The 20,437-nt window shown below is 43.1% G+C and carries 13 protein-coding genes; 6 read left to right on the forward strand and 7 right to left on the reverse strand.

Going from position 1 to position 20,437, the window contains the following annotated elements:
- Nucleotides 1–320: 320 nt before the first annotated feature.
- From WKF66_RS19025 to WKF66_RS19050, 6 genes are all read right to left on the reverse strand, one after another.
- Nucleotides 321–1,712: an undecaprenyl-phosphate glucose phosphotransferase gene (locus tag WKF66_RS19025; RefSeq protein ID WP_489676075.1), complete on the reverse strand. Its 1,392-nt coding sequence runs from the start codon at nucleotides 1,710–1,712 to the stop codon at nucleotides 321–323.
- 109 nt (nucleotides 1,713–1,821) lie between these two features.
- Nucleotides 1,822–4,497 (reverse strand): PQQ-dependent sugar dehydrogenase, encoded by a 2,676-nt coding sequence (locus tag WKF66_RS19030; RefSeq protein ID WP_489676076.1) that lies wholly within the window; start codon nucleotides 4,495–4,497, stop codon nucleotides 1,822–1,824.
- Between the two features lie 4 nt (nucleotides 4,498–4,501).
- Nucleotides 4,502–5,386 carry a sugar phosphate isomerase/epimerase family protein gene (locus WKF66_RS19035; RefSeq protein ID WP_489676077.1) on the reverse strand — a complete coding sequence of 295 codons (885 nt, stop codon included), beginning with the start codon at nucleotides 5,384–5,386 and terminating at the stop codon, nucleotides 4,502–4,504.
- Nucleotides 5,387–5,476: 90 nt separating this feature from the next.
- Complete coding sequence (locus tag WKF66_RS19040; RefSeq protein WP_489676078.1) at nucleotides 5,477–6,622, reverse strand: glycoside hydrolase family 130 protein; 1,146 nt, start codon at nucleotides 6,620–6,622, stop codon at nucleotides 5,477–5,479.
- A gap of 73 nt (nucleotides 6,623–6,695) precedes the next feature.
- The gene (locus WKF66_RS19045) at nucleotides 6,696–7,694 is read right to left on the reverse strand and encodes a PorP/SprF family type IX secretion system membrane protein (RefSeq protein ID WP_489676079.1); all 999 of its coding nucleotides are present in this window, start codon (nucleotides 7,692–7,694) and stop codon (nucleotides 6,696–6,698) included.
- A 23-nt stretch (nucleotides 7,695–7,717) separates the two neighbouring features.
- Nucleotides 7,718–12,922, reverse strand: coding sequence for a PKD domain-containing protein (locus tag WKF66_RS19050; protein WP_489676080.1), 5,205 nt, complete (start codon nucleotides 12,920–12,922; stop codon nucleotides 7,718–7,720).
- A 168-nt stretch (nucleotides 12,923–13,090) separates the two neighbouring features.
- Between WKF66_RS19050 and WKF66_RS19055 the strand changes: the two genes are divergently transcribed.
- Nucleotides 13,091–13,789, forward strand: coding sequence for an ATP-binding protein (locus WKF66_RS19055; protein ID WP_489676081.1), 699 nt, complete (start codon nucleotides 13,091–13,093; stop codon nucleotides 13,787–13,789).
- On the opposite strand, the gene WKF66_RS19060 is transcribed toward WKF66_RS19055, so the two are convergent.
- Nucleotides 13,790–15,181, reverse strand: coding sequence for an undecaprenyl-phosphate glucose phosphotransferase (locus tag WKF66_RS19060; RefSeq protein ID WP_489676082.1), 1,392 nt, complete (start codon nucleotides 15,179–15,181; stop codon nucleotides 13,790–13,792).
- A 227-nt stretch (nucleotides 15,182–15,408) separates the two neighbouring features.
- On the opposite strand from WKF66_RS19060, the gene gmd reads away from it, so the two are divergent.
- The 5 genes from gmd to WKF66_RS19085 all read left to right on the forward strand — a co-directional run bounded on the left by gmd (nucleotide 15,409) and on the right by WKF66_RS19085 (nucleotide 20,431).
- On the forward strand, nucleotides 15,409–16,521 hold the full coding sequence (gene gmd / locus WKF66_RS19065; protein ID WP_489676083.1) for a GDP-mannose 4,6-dehydratase: 1,113 nt from the start codon (nucleotides 15,409–15,411) through the stop codon (nucleotides 16,519–16,521).
- A 3-nt stretch (nucleotides 16,522–16,524) separates the two neighbouring features.
- Nucleotides 16,525–17,457: a GDP-L-fucose synthase gene (fcl, locus tag WKF66_RS19070; protein ID WP_489676084.1), complete on the forward strand. Its 933-nt coding sequence runs from the start codon at nucleotides 16,525–16,527 to the stop codon at nucleotides 17,455–17,457.
- A gap of 303 nt (nucleotides 17,458–17,760) precedes the next feature.
- The gene (locus tag WKF66_RS19075) at nucleotides 17,761–18,840 is read left to right on the forward strand and encodes a mannose-1-phosphate guanylyltransferase (RefSeq protein WP_489676085.1); all 1,080 of its coding nucleotides are present in this window, start codon (nucleotides 17,761–17,763) and stop codon (nucleotides 18,838–18,840) included.
- A gap of 18 nt (nucleotides 18,841–18,858) precedes the next feature.
- Complete coding sequence (locus WKF66_RS19080; RefSeq protein WP_489676159.1) at nucleotides 18,859–19,284, forward strand: BLUF domain-containing protein; 426 nt, start codon at nucleotides 18,859–18,861, stop codon at nucleotides 19,282–19,284.
- 82 nt (nucleotides 19,285–19,366) lie between these two features.
- Nucleotides 19,367–20,431 carry a hypothetical protein gene (locus tag WKF66_RS19085; protein WP_489676086.1) on the forward strand — a complete coding sequence of 355 codons (1,065 nt, stop codon included), beginning with the start codon at nucleotides 19,367–19,369 and terminating at the stop codon, nucleotides 20,429–20,431.
- Nucleotides 20,432–20,437: the final 6 nt, after the last annotated feature.

The following is a 20,437-nucleotide window of genomic DNA, read 5'->3' on the forward strand; positions in this document are numbered from 1 at the left end:
ATGGATTAGAGAGGTTATTTATAATTAATACAACTCATTAGAATTCGATTTAATCTAACTGGCTGAATTTGAGCGCTAAGCTAAACATTATAGGAATATTATCCTAAAGAAATATCAATAATTTAATAAGCTTGAACAACATATTAGGTTAACAGCCGTTGTGTTGCGCAATAACTTGGTTTTAAAGAAATTTAACATGGAATTAAAAAATAGGGATATAGCAAGTTTTCAAACGCTAAGCGTCTGCCGCAATCATTAGCAATAATTATTCCAATCACTACTAAAGTTTCGCCGAATCTCCAGAACGGAGCTGCTAATAATTAATAGGCGTTATCTTCTCCGCGGAAAACATTGATGATCGTCATAAAGATAATCTTGACATCAAGCATGCCTGTCCAGTTCTCCAGGTAGTAGATATCGTGCTCTACGCGCTTCTCCATAGCGCCATCCTCCTTGGTCTCGCCGCGAAAACCATTGACCTGAGCCCAGCCGGTAATACCAGGCTTCATAAAGTGACGCACCATAAACTGACTTATGATTGCCTTATACTCTTCCGTATGACTCAACATGTGTGGTCGCGGACCAACAACACTCATGCTGCCCCATAACACATTAAAGAATTGAGGAAGCTCATCCATGCTGGTTTTTCGAAGGAATCGGCCAATCGGTGTGATTCGATCATCGTCCTTAGTCGCCTGCTTGTTATTACTTGCATTGTTTAAACGCATGCTCCGGAATTTGTAGCACCAAAAGGGCTCATCATTTCTACCACTTCGCTGTTGTTTAAAGAGCACTGGCCCCTTACTTTGCAGTTTAATCAGAATCGCAATGATTGGATACAACCAACTTAATATAAAGACAATAACAAGTACACTGAATGCAATATCGAACGCCCGCTTCTTAAAGCGGTTTCCCATTATCTCCAGAGGCTCATTTCTCAAAGTAATAATAGGGAATTCTCCTCCCATATAATTGATGGTATATGGCGCCGCCAAAGTGCCGGCGATATCAGGGATAAATTTTAATCTTAAAAGATACTTGTCAGCCTCATGTACCAGTTCATGAATAGAGGACATCTTTTCCGGTGCTACGGAAACATACATATCTTCTACGCCATTTTGAACAGCCAACTCCATCTCAGCAACCGCAAGATCTGTTTCTATCGTGTTATCTAGACTATATACACCAGGATGGTCAGCTATAAAGCCATAAAAATCAACGTTCGGCTGTGTTTTAAGATACTCCGCTATTCGCCTGCCCGTTGAATTGTTGCCCATTACGGCAATCTTCTTGGTAACATGGAATTTGTTAACCAGAAGGAATTGTACAACTGTTCCTATAAATCTGTTCAAAACGAAGGACACACTCAATAAGCCGTAAAACACGACAAGAAATGTACGGGAGAACTCGTTGTCACGTAGAAAAAGAAGATATAACGAGAAGAGAATAAAATGAACAAAAATGCTTCGCAGTGTTCCCCGGTAAATTCTTTCTACTTTTCTGGCACCATATTCTGTGTAAAGTCCAAAAAGTAGCGCATTAAAAAGCCAAATCAGGTTACAAACCACCACATAGTGCTGTAACAATTCATAAGAGACGAACTTTCCGAGATAATTTGTAACGTAATAGGAGAGAAAGTAAATGAAATTGAGCATCAGCACATCTGTAACCGGAAGGATATATCTGAGCAGGTATAAGTATCGGGTTTGCATGGCAAATCTTGTTATTAGAACGTGACCAAATGTAGCTTTTTAAACTCAAACGAAAAAGCCAGCACCATGATTTAGCAAAAAGGGTGCCTTTTGAGCACCCTTTGAAATTCTAATTGTTTAATACAGTCAGGTCCCTGACTTTAATACCGGGCTTCCGGAACACGATATACACGTCCTTCCGACCAGTTGTTGCGGTTAAGTCAGCAACACCATCCGCATTATCGCCAACGGTTGCCTTTCCAATGACTTGTCCGTCAACAGAACCCAGTCGAACTTCTGCGGTTCCCTTTTCGCCTTTATCAGAAGACAACTGTATCTTCTTGATACCAGTAAGATCAATGTTATTCAGCATCAAATAAGAGCCGTCTGTCTTAGCAGTAGCGATTGTCCTGTCTCCATTAAATTCAATCCCACTGTTCCGGTCCGTATTGTTGACCAACACCGTCGGGTTACGCAATACCAACACCTGTTCTCCGGTTTGGCGTGGGACAAGACCGGAGCCCTTATCCTGATAAGCCGCTCTGAAGATAAAGCTTCCTTTGTTTGGGGATCCCGGTTGTACGTTTGTCGTGTAGGTTCCGTTCACCGGTAAACTTTTTTGAACTTGCTTTTTATCGCTCAAGCTTAAGATGTACTTAACAATGGTGTTCAGCTCAGCAGCCGGCATACTTGTATGCGCAGGCATCATCGCATCGCCCCATACGCCTGATCCACCATTGGCGATCTTCTTAACCAGCCAGTCCTGAGCCTTAGCATTGCCTTTATATTTTGCAGCTACCGCAGTAAACGATGGACCTAAAGATTTGCCTTCCAGCATGTGACAAGCATTACAATCACTTTTCTTTATCATTCCTTTTGCAACCTCATATTGTGCAGAAGCATCAAAGCTATTCTGCTTTTGAGCTACAACCGTCATATCATAACCTTCAGATAAGTAATTGATCGACACAGAAACCGCAGCAGGCAGTATCTTTTTATTCGCCAGGCTGCCATCTTCCTTATCCGCAACACTCACCGCATAGGCGATAGTACTTCCAGGGAAATAAAAACTAGAGTTGCCCTTTGTAAAAGCAAACTTCACTTCCGGTACCGCATTACCTGCAATAATTTCCACAGATTTACTGTTCTTAGCTCCCGACGGGTCGGTCACCGTAAGCGTAGCTTTATATACACCCGCAGCGGCCAAAGTAATCAGCGGACTCACTTTGTTGCTGCTTTGTTTCAAAACACCAGCTTTAGTGATCTTCCAATCATACTTCAATACATCCCCGTCCGCATCATTAGTACCTTTTGAAGAAAGTTGAACAGTCATCGGTAACGCACCCGCAACCTTATTCGCCGATACCTGAACAGAGGGCTTGCGATTTCCGCCATTGTACTCGATCTTAATCAACTCCGCCTCTGGCAGATCCTTAAAATAACCATTACCATATTCCAGCACATATAAACTACCGTCTGGTCCGAACTTCATATCAATTGCGCCGTGCAAGGTCAGGTTTGGAAGAAAACGCTCCATGGAAACATATTTACCGTCCTGGTCAAAGGTTACTGACATAATCCAGCCACGTACCCAGTCTGTGATCAGCCATTTGCCCTCATAGTAGGTTGGAAACGCTCCTTTAACTCCTTGGAAATCGCTTTGATGGAAGATCGGTCCGCCAACAGCACTTCTACCACCGCTGCCTAGTTCAGGAAACTCCTCACTAACCGCATATGGATACCAGATAAAAGGATCTACAGTAGGCGGCAAAGTATTTAATCCGGTATTATTAGGTGAATTGTTAACCGGCTTTAAAGGGTCCCACCATGCACCCGACTCTTTAGTCGCAAAATTATAATAGCGGTACGCTTCCTTACCGTTAAAGTATGGCCAGCCATAATTACCTGCCCTTTTAGCAATGTTGAATTCGTCATATGAACGCGGACCGCGAAGCTCAGAAGAGTTGGAACCATCCGGACCAACTTCACCCCAGAACAACCAGTTGGTTTTGCTGTCGATGGTAAGTCTCCATGGATTCCTATTACCCATCGTATATATCTCCGGTCTGGTCTTAGGCGTGCCTTTAGGAAACAGGTTTCCTTCAGGAATTGTATAACTACCATCCGCTTCAGGGTGGATCCTTAAGATCTTACCCCTTAAATCGTTGGTATTACCAGAAGACTTTTGTGCATCTCTTGGACCTTCTCCCGGACGCTCATCAATCGGTGTAAAGCCGTCAGAGGACCGCGAAAAGGTATTGTCACCCGTGCTTAACAACAGGTTCTTATCCTTATCAAACAACATTCCGCCACCTACGTGGCAGCACTCTTCACGCTGAACAACGACATCCATCACTTTTTTTTCCGTCTTCATGTCCAGCTTTCCACCGTTCCAAACGAAACGGGATAACCTGTTCACCGACACATCCTTCGGAGAATAGTATACATACATGAAATGATTCTTAGCAAAATCCGGATCAAGGATCATCCCCTGCAAACCATCCTCACCTTCATCACGCTGACCGGTCTTGCTTACATATTCCCTGCTCACAGAGAATTCTGCAATGACTTCCAGCTTGCTGGTTGCAGGATCATATACCTTCATCTTACCCTTGCGCTCTGCATATAAGACCTTACCTCCCGCTAAAATCTGGAACTGGATCGGCTCCTCTAATTTCTGCTGCAAAACGACTTTTGTAAACCTGTTTTCATCAGGCTTTGCAGTCGTCTGCGCAACCGCTGCACTTCCTGAAACCAAAAGCATGCAGGCAGCAGGCCATAGTTTCAAAGAATTCCACTTGCTCATATTCTTAATTTTGTTTTTCAATGATACTTCTGAAGTTCACAACGCTGGCAGCTACATCGCCTTTGTTATTGTCCCAATTGTACTCGTATTCTGCGGAGATCGCTCCTTTAAAGTTTTGTCTTTTCAGTTCAGCAATGACACCAGGAATATCAGAAACACCTTCTCCCCAATGTACATCATGACCACCTTTTCCTTTTTCATGTAAATCCTTCATGTGCGAATGCAATACATGGCCATCTAATGATTTCAAACAGGCAATAGGATCCAAACCTGAACGTACCCAGTGACCAATATCAGCACATGCGCCAATACGTTTACTCTGTCCTTTAATTGCATTTAAGACAACTTCAGGGCTCCAGTAATGCGATGGATTTGGGTGATTGTGTAAAGCAAGGTTGATCTGGTATTTATCACATAAGGTAGAAATGAAAGGAATGAACTTCTCCTCCGGCTCTGAAGTGATGGTTTCAATCCCCATTTCTTTTGCGAATTCAAATAACTTGACCCAGTCTGCTTCAGACCCTGCTCCGGTTACACCGAAAGCAACCATCTTCACATTCATCGTTTTCAGTTTATCTAAAACAGCTTTCCTGGTTGCTGCATCCATATCAGGTCCCATTTTGCCAGCTATTCCACCACCAATCGTCTGACCAGGGAAAGCTTCTACATAACGCAGATCACAGCTGTCTATTTTTCTAATGGCATCAAAAAATGTAAAGCGGTTAAAAGTGTAGGCCTGTGAGCCTAATTTCCATCCCAGCTTAGTTTCAGGATGTTTTGCCGAACTGCTTTTAGTACCTGAATTCATGCTTTTACAAGCAGCAAATCCCAGCGCAACCAGCAGTACAACGCTTAATTTAGTAATAGTTCTTAATTTAACGGATTTCATAATGTTGTGTTAATTTTTAATTTTTGATTAGACCTAACATAGCTGATTGAGGGAGGTAAGATATTGAATATACACGTTTTTCCAGCTATTTTATTTCGTTGTCCTTTTTAAAGGATCATAAAACGCAACAGCGACTCTTGAGTCTGCGCACCCATAATAAAGCATGTATTTCTTCTTGAAATAAACGAGCCCTTCAATAAAAACTGTTCCAGCTGGATACTGCCCACTTTTCTCAAAGCTTTCAGTCGGCACCATAAACGGTTTGTCCAGCCTCGTAATGTATTTCGCAGGATCTTCAGCGCTGAAAAGCATTTGTCCTGCGCAGTAAGAGTTGGCCGTGTAATTTAAATCTCTGCCAGTTGATGCAAGGTTCTTGCCGTTGTAAAGCAGTACAATTCCTTTAGAAGTTAACACAGCCGGCGGACCACACTCTGTGAGGTCACTATCGAAAAAACCCTTTCTAGGTGAAGCGAGCTCTTTCAAACTGCTATCCGCATTAACAACTGGAGCCCAATCCACCAAATTATCCGATGTTGCGGCGTAAACATGTCTCTCTCCCCAGTACAGCCAGTATTTGCCTTTGTGCTTGGTGATGACCAATTTACCATTTTTCAAAACCGTTAGTACGGATGCAGATTTGGAGGCGATGTTATGAAATTTACCAGTGTAAGCATCCTGAAATATAGGGCCATGTTTCTTCCAGGTAATCAGATCTTTCGATGTTGCAGAACCTAGTCTCGGCGTTTTCTTATTCCATTGTGTATATAGAACTAAGTAGGTGCCGTCTTCAGTAACGGCCACGCGAGGATCTTCACAGCCACCAGTCCACTCGAATTCCTGTTGATCATCATCACCCGGGTACAATACAGGAATTTTACGCCTTTTCATTACCGTACCATTTGTACTTTCCGCTAATCCAATACGGGAGGTACGATGGCCAATGGCTACGCCGGATTTGTCTTCTGCACGATACAACACATAGATTTTTCCGTCTTTTACAGTTGCTGCCGGATTAAACGTATCATTACTCTCCCAACCCAGGCTTTTCTTTTGCATTGGATCATAGAAACTTGTGGTCGACACCGGTGAGATGACCGGATTTACATTCGCAGGACGAACAAATGGTCCCAAGGCCCAAACTGGCAGTTTATCAATGGGCTTTGGAGCCTCCTGAAAACTTAATGCAGACGCTGCAGCCGCCGTGATTATATAGATAAACAGTTTTGGGTAAATCATTACATTTGGTTCAATAGTGTACTAAATACACTATAAACATAGCAATATGTAACTCAAAATGCAAAAAGAAGGCTTAATAAAAATCATAACACCTCAAGCCATTGAATTTGTTGTATCCTGAGCTACCCGGAAAATACTTCTCATAGCCAACACTCGCCTCTGTGCTCCCGCTTGTATTGGTATAGTTGATCTTTGAAGTGGTGGCGTCATGACTGATACCCAACCTGAGCTTTTCTCCGTTCTTGTTATTATTGAAAATATCAAAGATGAACGACACGACCAAAGCATTGGGAATATTCTGAGCACTGGTTCGATACCACAACCCCATATTTACGCTTCTGTACTTAAACTGGGCTCCCAGACTAACTGCCTGCGAGGCACCCTGTTGCTGATACACTACAGACGGGATCATGTACATGCCATCATCTTCGTAGTAGCTGTACTGTGAAAGTAACGCAATTTTCATACTCGCATAGCCAACAAATCGCATAGGCAATTTAGCCTGTACCTCTGTAAAACTTTCATCAGGCTTATTAATATGATAAACAGAAGCCCCTGCCATAAAGTTCCGGAATACCATGTTGATACCCGTTCCCGCATCAAAGTAGAAGCGATTAGATATATCAGGTAGCTGCGCAGAAGTGCTGCTTCCAGGTATAAACCCAGTGCTTGCATCAATCTGATCCGAAAACACCAACTTGTCTAAATCAATCTGCCTGTTAGTAAATCCAGCATGTATCCCGAAAGAAGTCACGAAATCATCGTCACCTACGCTGTAAGAATACGTCCCTGCAATATTGTTCTTTCTTAAATAAGAAATGCCTTCACTGCTGCGCGTAAACTGCAGACCAACACCTCCGCCGAAATGCGGAATGTTCAAATCCACAGAAGCACTCAAATAGGAGAAATCACCGCCTAAGCCCGACCATTGATTTCGATAGATCATGTTCATTCGAATGTCGCCCTCGAACTGGCCCGTCAACGCGGGGTTAAGATACAAGGGGGCATTGTAAAACTGGGAGTAAACATGATCCTGAGCTTTCCCGCTTATCCACAAAAAACTTAATAACAAAATTAAACACCGCGCTTTCACCATCACCTAATCAAATTTATAGTTCCCGTCCGCTTTGGCGCCCCAGACTTCAGGCTAATGCCCTTCCACTCTGTTCCATTCCTTAGCTGGAGGTCAATTTTCCAAACATATACCCCTTGCGGCATTCGCTGACCGCGATAAGTACCATCCCAACCTTCTACAGGTTTACCATCATCTAACATTGTCGTCTCCCAAAGTACCGCACCCCATTTGTCGAAAACGCTCATCCTCCAGCTTTGAATGCCAGTTCCTTTCGCTTTGAACTCCCTGAATTCCAGATTATCGCTTCCCGGGATGAATGCATTAGGGACAAACAATGAACCGGGTTCTCCCTCAATGATTTGATCAATCACATAGCTAGTCGAACAACCGCCTACATTGAATGCCGTCAATTTCACTTTGAAAATTCCCAGTGTACTAAACGCATGGACGGGATTCTCTTCTGTTGACGTCGTCCCATCTGCAAAGTCCCATAAGTACCTGATGGCACCAAGGGTCTGATTGGTATATTTTAAGGTTAAGCCAGGATAAGCCTTCGGCTGATCTACTGTAAATTGAGTAGTGGGTTGCTCAAACACCGTAATGGTTTCGGTCGTAGTAACACTTGCACAATTGTTCATTGCAGTCAACTTCACTACATAGGTTCCCGGTTTTGTAAAGGTATGTGATACCTGTTCCGGCGCCGTTGTGGAAGTTTGAGAGCTGCCATCTCCCCAATCATAAACGTAGGATATCGCTTCGGCGCTGTTATTTTCAAATGGCACAACCAGCGGAGCACAGCCTTGCTTGTCTTTAGCAGCTACAACAAGCTCAGCAAATATATTATTAGGCGCAATACTGATGATATGTTCGCTCGTATGCGTTCCACACTCATTTTTCACCGTCATCCTTACCGTAAAAGATTTGGTAACGCCAACCGCACTATAAGTGTGTATCACATCCTGCTTATCATTGAAAGATTGAGGAGCGCTGCCATCTCCGAAGTCATAAGTATAAATGTTCGTTGCCGAAGCAGGGGAAGTATTGACAAAAGTGACCGGTAAGGGAGAACAGCCAACCGTACTCCCAGGTGAAAAAATAGAAACAGGCGTGGTCCGCACCGTTACAGTGGATTTATAAGTCACACTCACCCCACATTCGTTCGTTGCATCCAGGCTGACGTTATAGATCTTCTCTCCACCTCTTGGATCCTGCAGAAAGTTAACCAGACCAGGGTCAGCGGCATCAGAGGTTTGTCCATTTCCGAAATTCCATTTAAAGGTGACGCCATCGCGGATATTGGAAGTATTTTGGAAACTCACCGCTACAGGTCCGCAGCCAGTAGTCTTATCTTGTGTAAATGCTGCCCTTACATTTGAAGCGGTGCTGAAGGTATGTACAGTTTCATCCAAAGTACAACCGAGGCTGCTGGTCACTACCAATCTGATCCGAACAGTGGTATTGTCAGTACCGATAATATATCCGGGGAAATTGATTCCCGTTCCAAGCATTACCTCTGCATCGGTACCGGATTGAACGTACCAGGTATAAGTGCCATTTCTATCCGGGTATGAAACTGCTTTAATATTGAAGGCATCTATAGCAAACGGTGCACAAGCTCTCGCCAGCTGGAATACATATTCTGCTTTAGCAAAAGGTTTCACAGTAATAGTGATCTCATTGCTCAAAAGTTCAGCGTAACCGGTGCAAACACTAGTTGTGACTACACGACGGTATAACGTGGTAACCGTTAAGGGAGGTGGTGTGTACGTTTCAGCAACAGCACCTGCCAGGTCCGACCAGGATTTTCCATCTAAACTCATTTGCCAGCGGTACTGATAAACACCATCACCACCTGTCGGTGTGCTACCTGCTAATGTTTCGACAGTCGCTTCCAGACAAATACTTTGATTGCTATTGATGATGTTGTTTCCCAAAGGATCGAGCACCACAATTTTAACAGGGTTACTGACCAGCACACAAATTCCACCCCTTGTAATCCTATGATAAAGGGTAGTCGCGTTCACGTTTACGACCAAGTTCTTACCAATCTCCCCGGGCATCAGCGTCCAGGTCTTGCCATCATCCAGGCTGCTTTCCCAGGTATAAGAATACTTGCCATCGCCACCTGTGGGCGTTTCTCCGGTAATGGTGACTTCCTGACCCATGCAAACCGGAGCCGTTGAAGCAGCTATATTAATGTCCCCAAGCTGTGGTAGGTTAGTGATAATTACATCATCAAACGTTGCACATCCTGCAGGCGTACTTATCGTCCAACGGAAAGTATAATTCTGACCGCCTTCCAAGCCGGAAACAGTAGTATTGTATTTAGTGTCGTCCGTAAAAACGACTGCCGGTCCGCTAACCAAAGTCCATTTTCCTGTGGATGTACCTTCAGGAATGTTCGCTTCCAGCGGATAGGCAATGTTGCTGCAAATCGCCTCATCAGCTCCCGCACTAGCAATGGTACCAAGTGGATTTACAGTGATCACCAAGGTTGCTGCATTACCCGGACAACCGGTCGCAGAAATTGGAGTGATGCTATAAGTAACCGTCCCGGCTATCGGGCCACTGTTTTCTAGTACATCGTTAATTTCGGAAAGGGTTGCTGGCGTACCTGGATTGGAACTGTAACCAGAGATTGAGCCGACAGATGCAGTCGCGGTATACACATATTTAACGTTGTAAGAAGCAGGCAGGTTTGAACTTATAGTAATAGCTGTAGATTCACCGGAACAGATGGAAAGCTTCGCGGCGTTCGCGGTAATCACCGGCTTAGGTGTTAAAGTAACGACCAGGTCAAAAGGCTCTCCAATACATCCGGCTGATGATGGCGTAATGCGATAGGTTACGGTACCATTGGCGATAGGATTGGTATTAACCAACACATCGTTAATAGTAACTCCGGATCCTGTGGCGTTAACCCCGTTAATGCCGCCAGATTGTGTCGCCGTCCAGCTGAAGGTACTTCCCGCTATGCTACTTATGTTTGTATAACTAACCGCATCTCCCGAACAAACTACACGGGTAGCTGGGCTGGTCATTAGGTTTCGAGGGCTTATATTTATCGAAGCAACATCAAAAACCTCATTGCAGGGAGGAGCAAGTGTAGTCGTAATCTGCCATCTCAGATCCACATGACCCGAATTGCGCTCGGCAAGTGTAGGCTCATATACGGCGTTGGCAGTCTTGCGGTCGGGGATAAATCTCCCACCACCTCCCTCCCATCGTGGTGTATAGCCGCCTACAGAGGAGGCCGCCAATTGCACGTTGGCGTCATAACATATGTTTGCATAGGTGCCAGCTTCCACAACCGGGGCGGTCCGGAAGTCCATAACCTGCGAATCCGTAACAGTACCGCAACTATTCTTATGGGTTACTATGATCGTGTAAACTTTAAACTCTTTAAATTGAATCCTGGGGAATTTGCTGTGCAGGTTGGTGCCATTCAAGAAATCGAAAGCTCCTCCAGTAACTTCCCAGGTATAGGTATCTGCGACCATAACAGCATCAGGCGTACCTGTAAGGGAAGTCTTCGTGATTCCATTAGTACCATTGAAATCGTAGGTTCCGTAACTGCAAAGTACCACATCAGCTGATAAGACCGCCATAGGCTGAGTAGTAACCATTACCGTCTGTTCAGGAGTCGAGGCTGCACCGCACTTCTCTGCGTTAATGGTCAGCTTAATTTTATAGACACCCGCTGCATTAAACCTGATCTGAGGAGGTGTTGCAGAGTTTAAGCCTGAGCCGGCTAGCAAGCTATAAGTGGCAGGTAAGATAGACCAGGTATAAGTATTGATTCCGCAACTGGCATTCTCATCAACTACCGAAGTATTTACAGGAGTGACTGTGGTCGTGTTGCAAATGGTAAGGGGAGTACTCACACCTTGTACCGTGAATGAAGGTTTCGCAGGTGCCTGGATACAGACGGTAGTGGTAACAGGGGCTGGCGGACAAGCGGCGCTGCTGGTAGATTCCAGTGTGACCGTGTGGGTACCAGGGGTAAACTGGTAATTCAGATTATAGGAAAGTGGCTTATCGATAGCATCTGGCACTACTTCACCGTCAACATACCAGGTGTAAGTTGCTTTGTTCGGCTGGCATTCTGGACCATCTGAATCCGGATTGGTACCTAGCGTGGAGCTGTTCACGAAATTTGAGGGCGTATTGCTGCAAAGTATTTTTGGAACATTAAACCTGTTGGTTGGCCTTAAACTTACCCTTGCATAAGTGGAGATTGGCGTGCCTACTTCACCGCAGTATAGATTCTGAGCGGAGATGCTGATTCCGAATGCATTATATATCGTTGAACTTCCAAGACTGATCCTGTTTCCGCAGGCATCTCTTGTATAACTATGTCTAACTTCGTTATTATCAGCTATAATATCTTTCAGCGTATATAGGTAGTCGGTATTGTCGCCCCAATCTACTTTATACATGGTACCCGGATAATTGGTGCCAATGCCTTCATTTCCGTTGACTATAACATTAAAAGAAAGCGCTTCATCGCCCAGGCAAACGTCTGTTTTACCTGAGGTACCGAAGGCGGTCAGCGGGCGGTTATTGACAATCATATAAGCTTTAGTCCCAACTGTACCTCCATTTACCGCTTTAGCAATGACTGTATAATGCGCTTGCTGAGCCTGGAAAGTTTTTGCAGGTACGTTATAATTCAAGACTGTAGTTGCTCCGGTAAGTTCATTTTTAACTGTTGCGGAAACTATAGCTCCTGCTGTAGATTGGTTTTCAAGGTTGAAATTGAAGTTTGCCCTGCCAGAGCAAAAGCCAAAAAGCTCGGGAGCTGAAGGACTTATTAGGTTTTTATTGTAAAGTTTAGCAACAACGGCAGCACCGGCTTTGATTTCAAATGCAGCAGATTCAGTACTCGTTACTGTTGGGTTAGTTGCGACAATCCTTAGTTTATATCCAGTGCCGGCAGGCGTTCCTGCGGGAATAGTTCCATTGACGAAAGTGCTGTATAAACCGGTGAATGTTCCTATAGGTTGCGTAGCCGTAAAATTCCCAGATGCATCTGACAGGAAAAGTCGAAATTGATTATCCGGACGCGTGTTAGTAGCGGCGGGAATAGAAAATATTGCGGCGATGGAGGAGCCGGGAGTATAGGGTCCTGGATCAACAGCTGTTATACTCAAGCCCTGACCATAAGTTAGTGGCATAGCAAAAAATAATAACAGTAATGTTAATAGAGGTAGACGTTTTGTCATAGTGAGACAGATATAAGGTCTAAAATAGGGAATTTAATCCCCAATAAGGGAAAAACAGTATTCCTAATAGTTGTATTTTGCTCAGTAAAAAGTGATAAAAACCATGCAACTTCAAAATAGAACCTATGCAATTTCAAAATAGAATCTATGTAATTCAAAATAGAATCTATGCAATTTCAAAATAGAGCAATTGATCCCTTTATATTCTATACAAACTATATCCAGACCTATGTAGAGAAAGATGTGACCTCCTTGCTTAACGTAAGAGATTTAAATCAGTTTCGTAAATTTTTAAGCGGATGTGCTGGCAGGGCGGGACAGTTGCTAAATCTGAATGCTCTGGCCAACGAAAGTGACATTTCACAGCCCACAGCAAAGTCCTGGCTAAGTATTCTCGAGACCAGCTACCTGATATTTCAGCTCCAGCCTTATCATGAAAATTTCAATAAACGATTGGTTAAAAGGCCGAAGATTTATTTTTACGACACAGGATTGCTTAACTACTTGCTTGGCATCAGAAGCGTAGAAGAGATGGAGGCCAACCGACTAAAGGGGCATATTTTTGAAAACATGATCATTGCCGAATACATAAAGCAGAACCACCACAAGTACCTACACAACAACTATTATTTTTGGCAGGATAGCAATCAGAATGAGGTGGACCTGATAACAAACACAGCGGCAGGATTTGACATTTTCGAGATAAAAGCCACACAAACGATTAGCGCATCACTTTTCAAGCAATTGGATAAGTTTGAATTGCTGGCGGCTGAATCCAAGGTTCGAAAAACACTTATTTATGGCGGCGAAGACAATCAGCAAAGAACAAAATATAACGTATTAGGCTGGAAAAGCATAGGAATTTAATTAATACGCATTGCGCTCGCCGCGCATCACGTTGATCACTGTCATGAACACGATCTTCACATCCAGGTTGCCGCTCCAGTTTTCGAGATACCAGATGTCCAAACGAACACGTCCTTCCATAGCGCCTTCCTCCTTGGTTTCGCCACGGAAGCCATTAACCTGTGCCCAACCGGTAATGCCAGGCTTTGTAAAGTGTCGCACCATAAACTGATTGATCAGCGCTTTATACTCTTCTGTATGGCTAAGCATATGTGGCCTCGGACCAACAACACTCATTTCACCAAACAGCACATTAAAAAACTGAGGCAGCTCATCAATACTGGTCTTACGCATAAATTGGCCGAACGGAAAGATGCGACTGTCTCCTTTTGTAGCCTGGACCTTATCACTGGCACCGTTGATGCGCATACTTCTGAACTTATAACACCAAAAAGGCTCATCATTACGACCGCTACGTTGCTGTTTGAACAGAACCGGACCTTTACTTTGGAATTTAATGATCAAGGCAATGATCGGAAACAGCCAGCTTAAGAGAAAGACAATTACCAGCAGACTAAAAATCACATCGAATGCGCGCTTCTTAAAGCGATTAGCGATGATTTCAAGCGGCTCGTGACGTAATTTAATTACGGGGAATTCTTTACCCAGATAGTCGATGGTATAAGGTACAGCCAGGGAACCGGCAATATCAGGAACCAATTTTATACGTAAACAGTACTTATCCGCTTCACGAACCAGGATGTGAATTTTGCCCATCCGTTCAGGTGGTACAGAAACATACATTTCCTTGACGCCGTAAGTAGCCGCTGCTTCCATTTCCGCAACTGCAACTTCAGAAAGTAAACCGGTCTGGTAATTATAACCGTTATCGTTATTTCCGATAAAGCCATAAAAGCTGATGTTTCTTTGCTTTTTAAAATACTCTGCTAACTTCCGTCCGGTAGGATTCATACCCATCACGGCCACTTTTGTACTGGCATTTAGTTTATTTAAAACTAAAAATTGCAGGACAGTACCTAAGAACCGGTTAATGGCGAAGGCAAAAGTCAGGATAAAATAGAAGATCAGGATGAAGGTTCGGGAGAAGTCCGCATCACGCTCATATAGAAGGTAAAGAGAAAACAATATAAAATGCGCGAGAATGCTTCGCCAGGTGCCCCTGTAGATACGTTCGAGCTTTCGGGCGCTAAACTCTGAATAGAGTCCGAAGAACAAGGCATTAAACAACCAGAGCAAATTACAAACAACGGCATATTGCTGGAACATGGGATAAGATACCCACTTTCCCATATAACCAGTCATGTGATAGGAGGCCCAGTAAACCAGGTTCAACATCAGGAGATCCGTTATAGGAAGTATGTATTTCAGTAGGTATAAATAGCGCGTTTGCATATGTCTATGTCAAATATAGTATTAATCTATTAAGGAATATTTCCAAAAAAAAATATTGTATAAGTGATGTCAGGCCGATGCAGCTACTTAGGCAGTTTTCTTGGCAGATTTAAGCTTTTATGAGATAAAGTGAGTAAATATTGTCACTAAAAGCGTATTACTGTGTAAAGTGGTTTTCTAAGTAGAAATAAATATCTTTGCAGCCGTACATTTAAATATATCTATTGATGAAAAAAGCGCTTATTACAGGTATTACTGGTCAAGACGGAGCCTATCTTGCAGATTTACTATTAAAAAAAGGTTACGAGGTGCACGGCATTAAGCGCCGTAGCTCTTTATTTAACACAGATAGAATCGACCATCTTTATCAGGATCCTCATGAAAGTAATGTAAAATTCGTTTTGCATTATGGCGATTTAAGTGACTCTACCAACCTGATCAGAATTATTCAACTGGTTCAACCAGATGAGATTTACAACCTTGGTGCGATGAGCCATGTGCAGGTAAGTTTTGAAACTCCTGAATATACCGCTAACGCAGATGGTATCGGAACATTAAGAATTTTAGAAGCAATTCGTATTTTAGGTTTAATTGAAAAAACAAAAGTCTATCAGGCTTCCACTTCTGAACTTTATGGTTTGGTACAAGCAGTTCCACAATCAGAAACCACCCCTTTCTACCCTCGCTCACCTTATGCAGTAGCTAAAATGTATGCCTACTGGATCACGGTAAACTACCGTGAAGCTTATGGCATGTTCGCTTGTAATGGTATCCTTTTCAATCATGAAAGTCCATTACGTGGAGAAACATTCGTGACAAGAAAGATCACCAGGGGAACAGCAAAGATCGCTTTAGGATTACAGGAAAAATTGTATTTGGGTAACCTGGATGCAAGAAGAGACTGGGGACATGCGAAAGATTATGTAGAGGCGATGTGGTTGATCCTTCAACAAGACAAACCTGAAGATTTTGTTATCGCAACAGGTGTAACTACTACCGTTCGTGATTTCATCAAAATGGCGTTCTTAGAAGTAGGTATCGCATTAGAGTTTTACGGAGAAGGTGCTGAAGAAAGGGCTAAGGTTGTTTCTTGCAGCAATCCAGAATTCCAGGTAGAAATTGGCAAAGAAGTTGTAGCTGTAGATAAAAAGTACTTCCGTCCAACAGAAGTAGAACTTTTGATCGGTGATCCAACAAAATGTAAAGAAAAACTAAACTGGAAACCTAAATATGACTTAGCCGGTTTAGTAAATGATATGATGAATTCGGACGTAGAATACTTCAAGAAGGAAAAGATGTTAAAGGCTGCGGGTTACGCCGTGAAGAACCAGTTTGAATAATTAATGGATAAGAAAGCAAAGATATACGTAGCAGGGCACAACGGAATGGTTGGCTCTGCTATCGTAAGAAAACTAAAAAACGAAGGTTATACAAATATCATTACCCGTTCCTCTAAAGAAGTCGACCTGCGCAATCAAGCAGCAGTTGCAGAGTTCTTTCAGACAGAAAAACCAGATTATGTATTTCTGGCGGCTGCGAAGGTCGGTGGTATTTTAGCGAATAACATCTATAGAGGAGATTTCCTTTATGAAAACCTGATGATTCAGAACAATGTTATCCATTCTGCCTATCAGAACGAGGTTACAAAGCTGATGTTCCTGGGTTCATCTTGCATTTACCCAAAGCTGGCTCCCCAGCCACTGAAAGAAGATTACCTGTTAACTGGTGAACTGGAGCCTACAAATGAGCCTTATGCGATTGCTAAAATCGCGGGAATCAAACTTTGTGATGCTTACCGTGCTCAGTTTGGATGCAACTTTATTTCAGTGATGCCTACAAACCTGTATGGTCCGAACGACAACTACGATTTAAATAATTCGCATGTGCTCCCTGCTTTGATCAGGAAGGTCATTACAGCAAAGAAAAAAGGTGCGTCAAATGTAACCATTTGGGGAACCGGAACACCAAAGAGGGAGTTCCTTTATGTTGACGACCTTGCTGATGCTTGTTTCTATTTGATGGAAACTTATGATGAAGCAGGACTGGTTAACGTAGGTGTAGGAACTGATGTTTCTATTCTGGAACTCGCACAAATGGTTGCAAAAACCGTAGGTTATGAAGGTGAAATCCTGACTGATACCAGCAAACCAGATGGAACGCCAAGAAAGCTAATGGACGTAAGCAAACTGACCGCACAAGGATGGAAAGCGAAGGTTTCCCTTGAAGAAGGCATTGCAAAGGTAGTAGCAGATGTAAAAGACCAGGACTGGGGTTAACCTCCAGTCTTGATCGCACCCGTCATCCTGAATTTATTTCAGGACCTCGGCATGGCAATGCCACCCTATCCACTCCGCCGTCATCCTGAACTTGTTTCAGTACCTCGGAAGAGAACGTTAAACTTTGCAGGCCGAGGTTGCGGCCTACGCCGCAATGACGGACGGGCGCAGCGGTCCTTGCTCCCCCCACCGCTCAATGACACGCGCACTAAACCCTTACCAATGATTAACACAAACATTTTCTAGGTTTTACAAGCTAAATTAATATGTTTGTGTTTAAACAATTACTTTATACCCAATTGGATGAATAACAATAACTATGTACTCATAATGGCAGGCGGCGTTGGCAGCCGCTTCTGGCCAAAAAGCCGCAATCATTTCCCAAAACAATTTCTCGACATTCTAGGCATCGGCAAATCATTGCTTCAACTTACCTACGAAAGATTCTTAAAGTTATGCCCGGCAGAGAACATCTTTATCGTAACCAATAGCCAATACGAAGACATCATCCTTAACCAGCTGGATGGCATCAGCAATGCACAGTTAATCTGTGAGCCTAGCAGAAACAACACCGCACCTTGTATCGCATACGCTTCATTTAAATTAAAAGGATTGAATCCTGAAGCTAATATCGTTGTTGCGCCTTCAGATCACTTCATCTTATACGAAGATGTATTCCTGACAAAAATTAACCAGGCACTTGCTTATACAGAAAAATATGAAGCATTGGTGACCTTAGGTATCGCTCCTACCCGACCCGATACCGGATATGGCTACATTCAATACGAAAGTGCAGAAGAAGCAGGTGTTCATAAAGTAGCTCAGTTTAAAGAAAAGCCTTCACTAGAAAAAGCTAAAGAGTTTTTAGCAGAAGGCAATTATGTGTGGAATGCAGGGATCTTCATCTGGAAAGTTGGCTCCATCATTAAAGCATTACAAACACATTCTGAAGAAATTTATACGTTATTCTCCAAAAACGAAAGCGTTTATAACACACTGGAAGAAAGAGCTTTTATTGACGAACACTACCCAAACTCCCCGAACATTTCAATTGATTATGCAATTATGGAACAGGCAGATAACGTCTATACCATTCCGGCGGAATTTGGATGGTCTGATCTTGGAACCTGGGCATCATTGTATGAAGCAGCGCCAAAAGATGAAAACAACAACGTTATTGCTGCAGAGCAGATCAATATAACCGGCACCACCAACAGCATTGTTCATATCAGCAAAGACAAGTTGGCCGTGATCCGTGGACTTGATAATTTTATTGTTGTGGATGAAGGCAATGCCTTGTTGATCTATCCGAAAAGCGACGAACAAGAGATCAAAGAAGTGGTGAAACAAATGAGCAAAAAGTTTGGTGATAGCTTTATTTAGTCAATGTTATACCTCTTAATGTATATGAGCATAGCTTCAGAAGCTATGTCTCCCGAACAACTTGATGAAATTTTATTAGAATCGACAAACTGGAATAAGCCGCATCATCTAACCGGCTGTTTAGCCTACGTAGAGGGTGAGCTTAAAGGAATGAATTTGTGCCGTTTTATTCAGGTGCTGGAAGGACCTGAAGAGGAGGTTCTAGGTATTTTCAACCGCATCCGACAAGATCAACGTCACATGTACGTTACTGTAATCAAGCAAGGAGCTATTACGAACCGGCACTTTGCATCCTGGGAAATGGGCTTAGAAAGAATTAATCTGAACACAAACCATGAAATGCAGGCATACTTTGAAATGGATCCTGAAGCATTGGCTGATGACGGCAGCGTACACAATAATATGCTGCTTGACTTCATGAAACACTTCTACATTACAACTTAAGCAACACTTAAGCCTTTTTATTGTTGTCTGCACAAACGCCTATAATTGCTAAACTGCCTTCACACAAATATTCATCTGGTACATGGACGCTATTGCTCAAAAAAATAAAGATAGAGACCTCAGCCAAAACTACTTTAAAGCCTTCCTGGTCATCGGGATGATCTTTGCACATGCTATACAGCTTTTAACCAATGTGGGTGGCTTGGGAAAATACTTCTCTGTGTATATAAATCTGATTACGTTCTCAGGCTTTATGTTTTCATTTGGTTACATCTACCAGGCAGCTTACAGTACTAAAGAGGTTTCAATTATGTTTGCAGTAAGCAAGATGAAAACTACCTTATTTGCCTACTTTATCAGTGCAGCATCCTGGGCCGTTTTAATAGATCATGATGCTACAGTTTATCGGATGTTATCAATTGCACTGTTGATCAATCCTTCTCCCTACTCGGAATTCCTGCTTGCATTTTTCATTATGACAGGCTTATATTTTGGTCTACGACCGGTACTCACAAAGCTAACTTTGACAGGCACGAACGTTATAATCACTTGTATCATATTACTGTTACTCTCTTCTATCCACTACGGCAATTACTACCCGACTATCGAAATCGGTGGAAAAAAGGTCTTTGCAGATTATTATATTGGACTGTTACTTGGGTCGCCACGCAGCAGCTATTTTCCGATTCTACATTACCTTATTTTCTTCCTAATGGGCCTCTGGTTCAAAAAAAGCGGCATTAGGTTCTCCTGGATAATGCTTGGAATTACCATGGTGGGGCTGTTTCTATTGGCGGCTTACAGAATTTTGTTTCATGAAATGCCATCAAGATTTCCGCCCAGTCCATTTTGGATAGTGGGCTCCTTCTTCTTTATTTACGTTTACTTGTTGGTGTCTAAAACGATTAAAGATAACTTCTTATCCAGGTATTTAAACTTGATTGGAGAGAACACAATCGTTTACCTGGTTTTGAGTAATGTATTTCTGTTCGCATTAAGCACTACAGGCAAATACCAGACATCCGCAGCGTGTGGCTTCGCGATTGCAATAATTTTGACTACAGGCTTTTTGGTGTCTTCGAGCAGGACGTTTAAGCCAAAAACGGCCTCCCCCGTCATGCCGGCGAAAGCCGGTACCTCGGTGTAGAAAGAT

Source organism: Pedobacter sp. (genome assembly GCF_037719805.1).
Classification (GTDB): domain Bacteria; phylum Bacteroidota; class Bacteroidia; order Sphingobacteriales; family Sphingobacteriaceae; genus Pedobacter.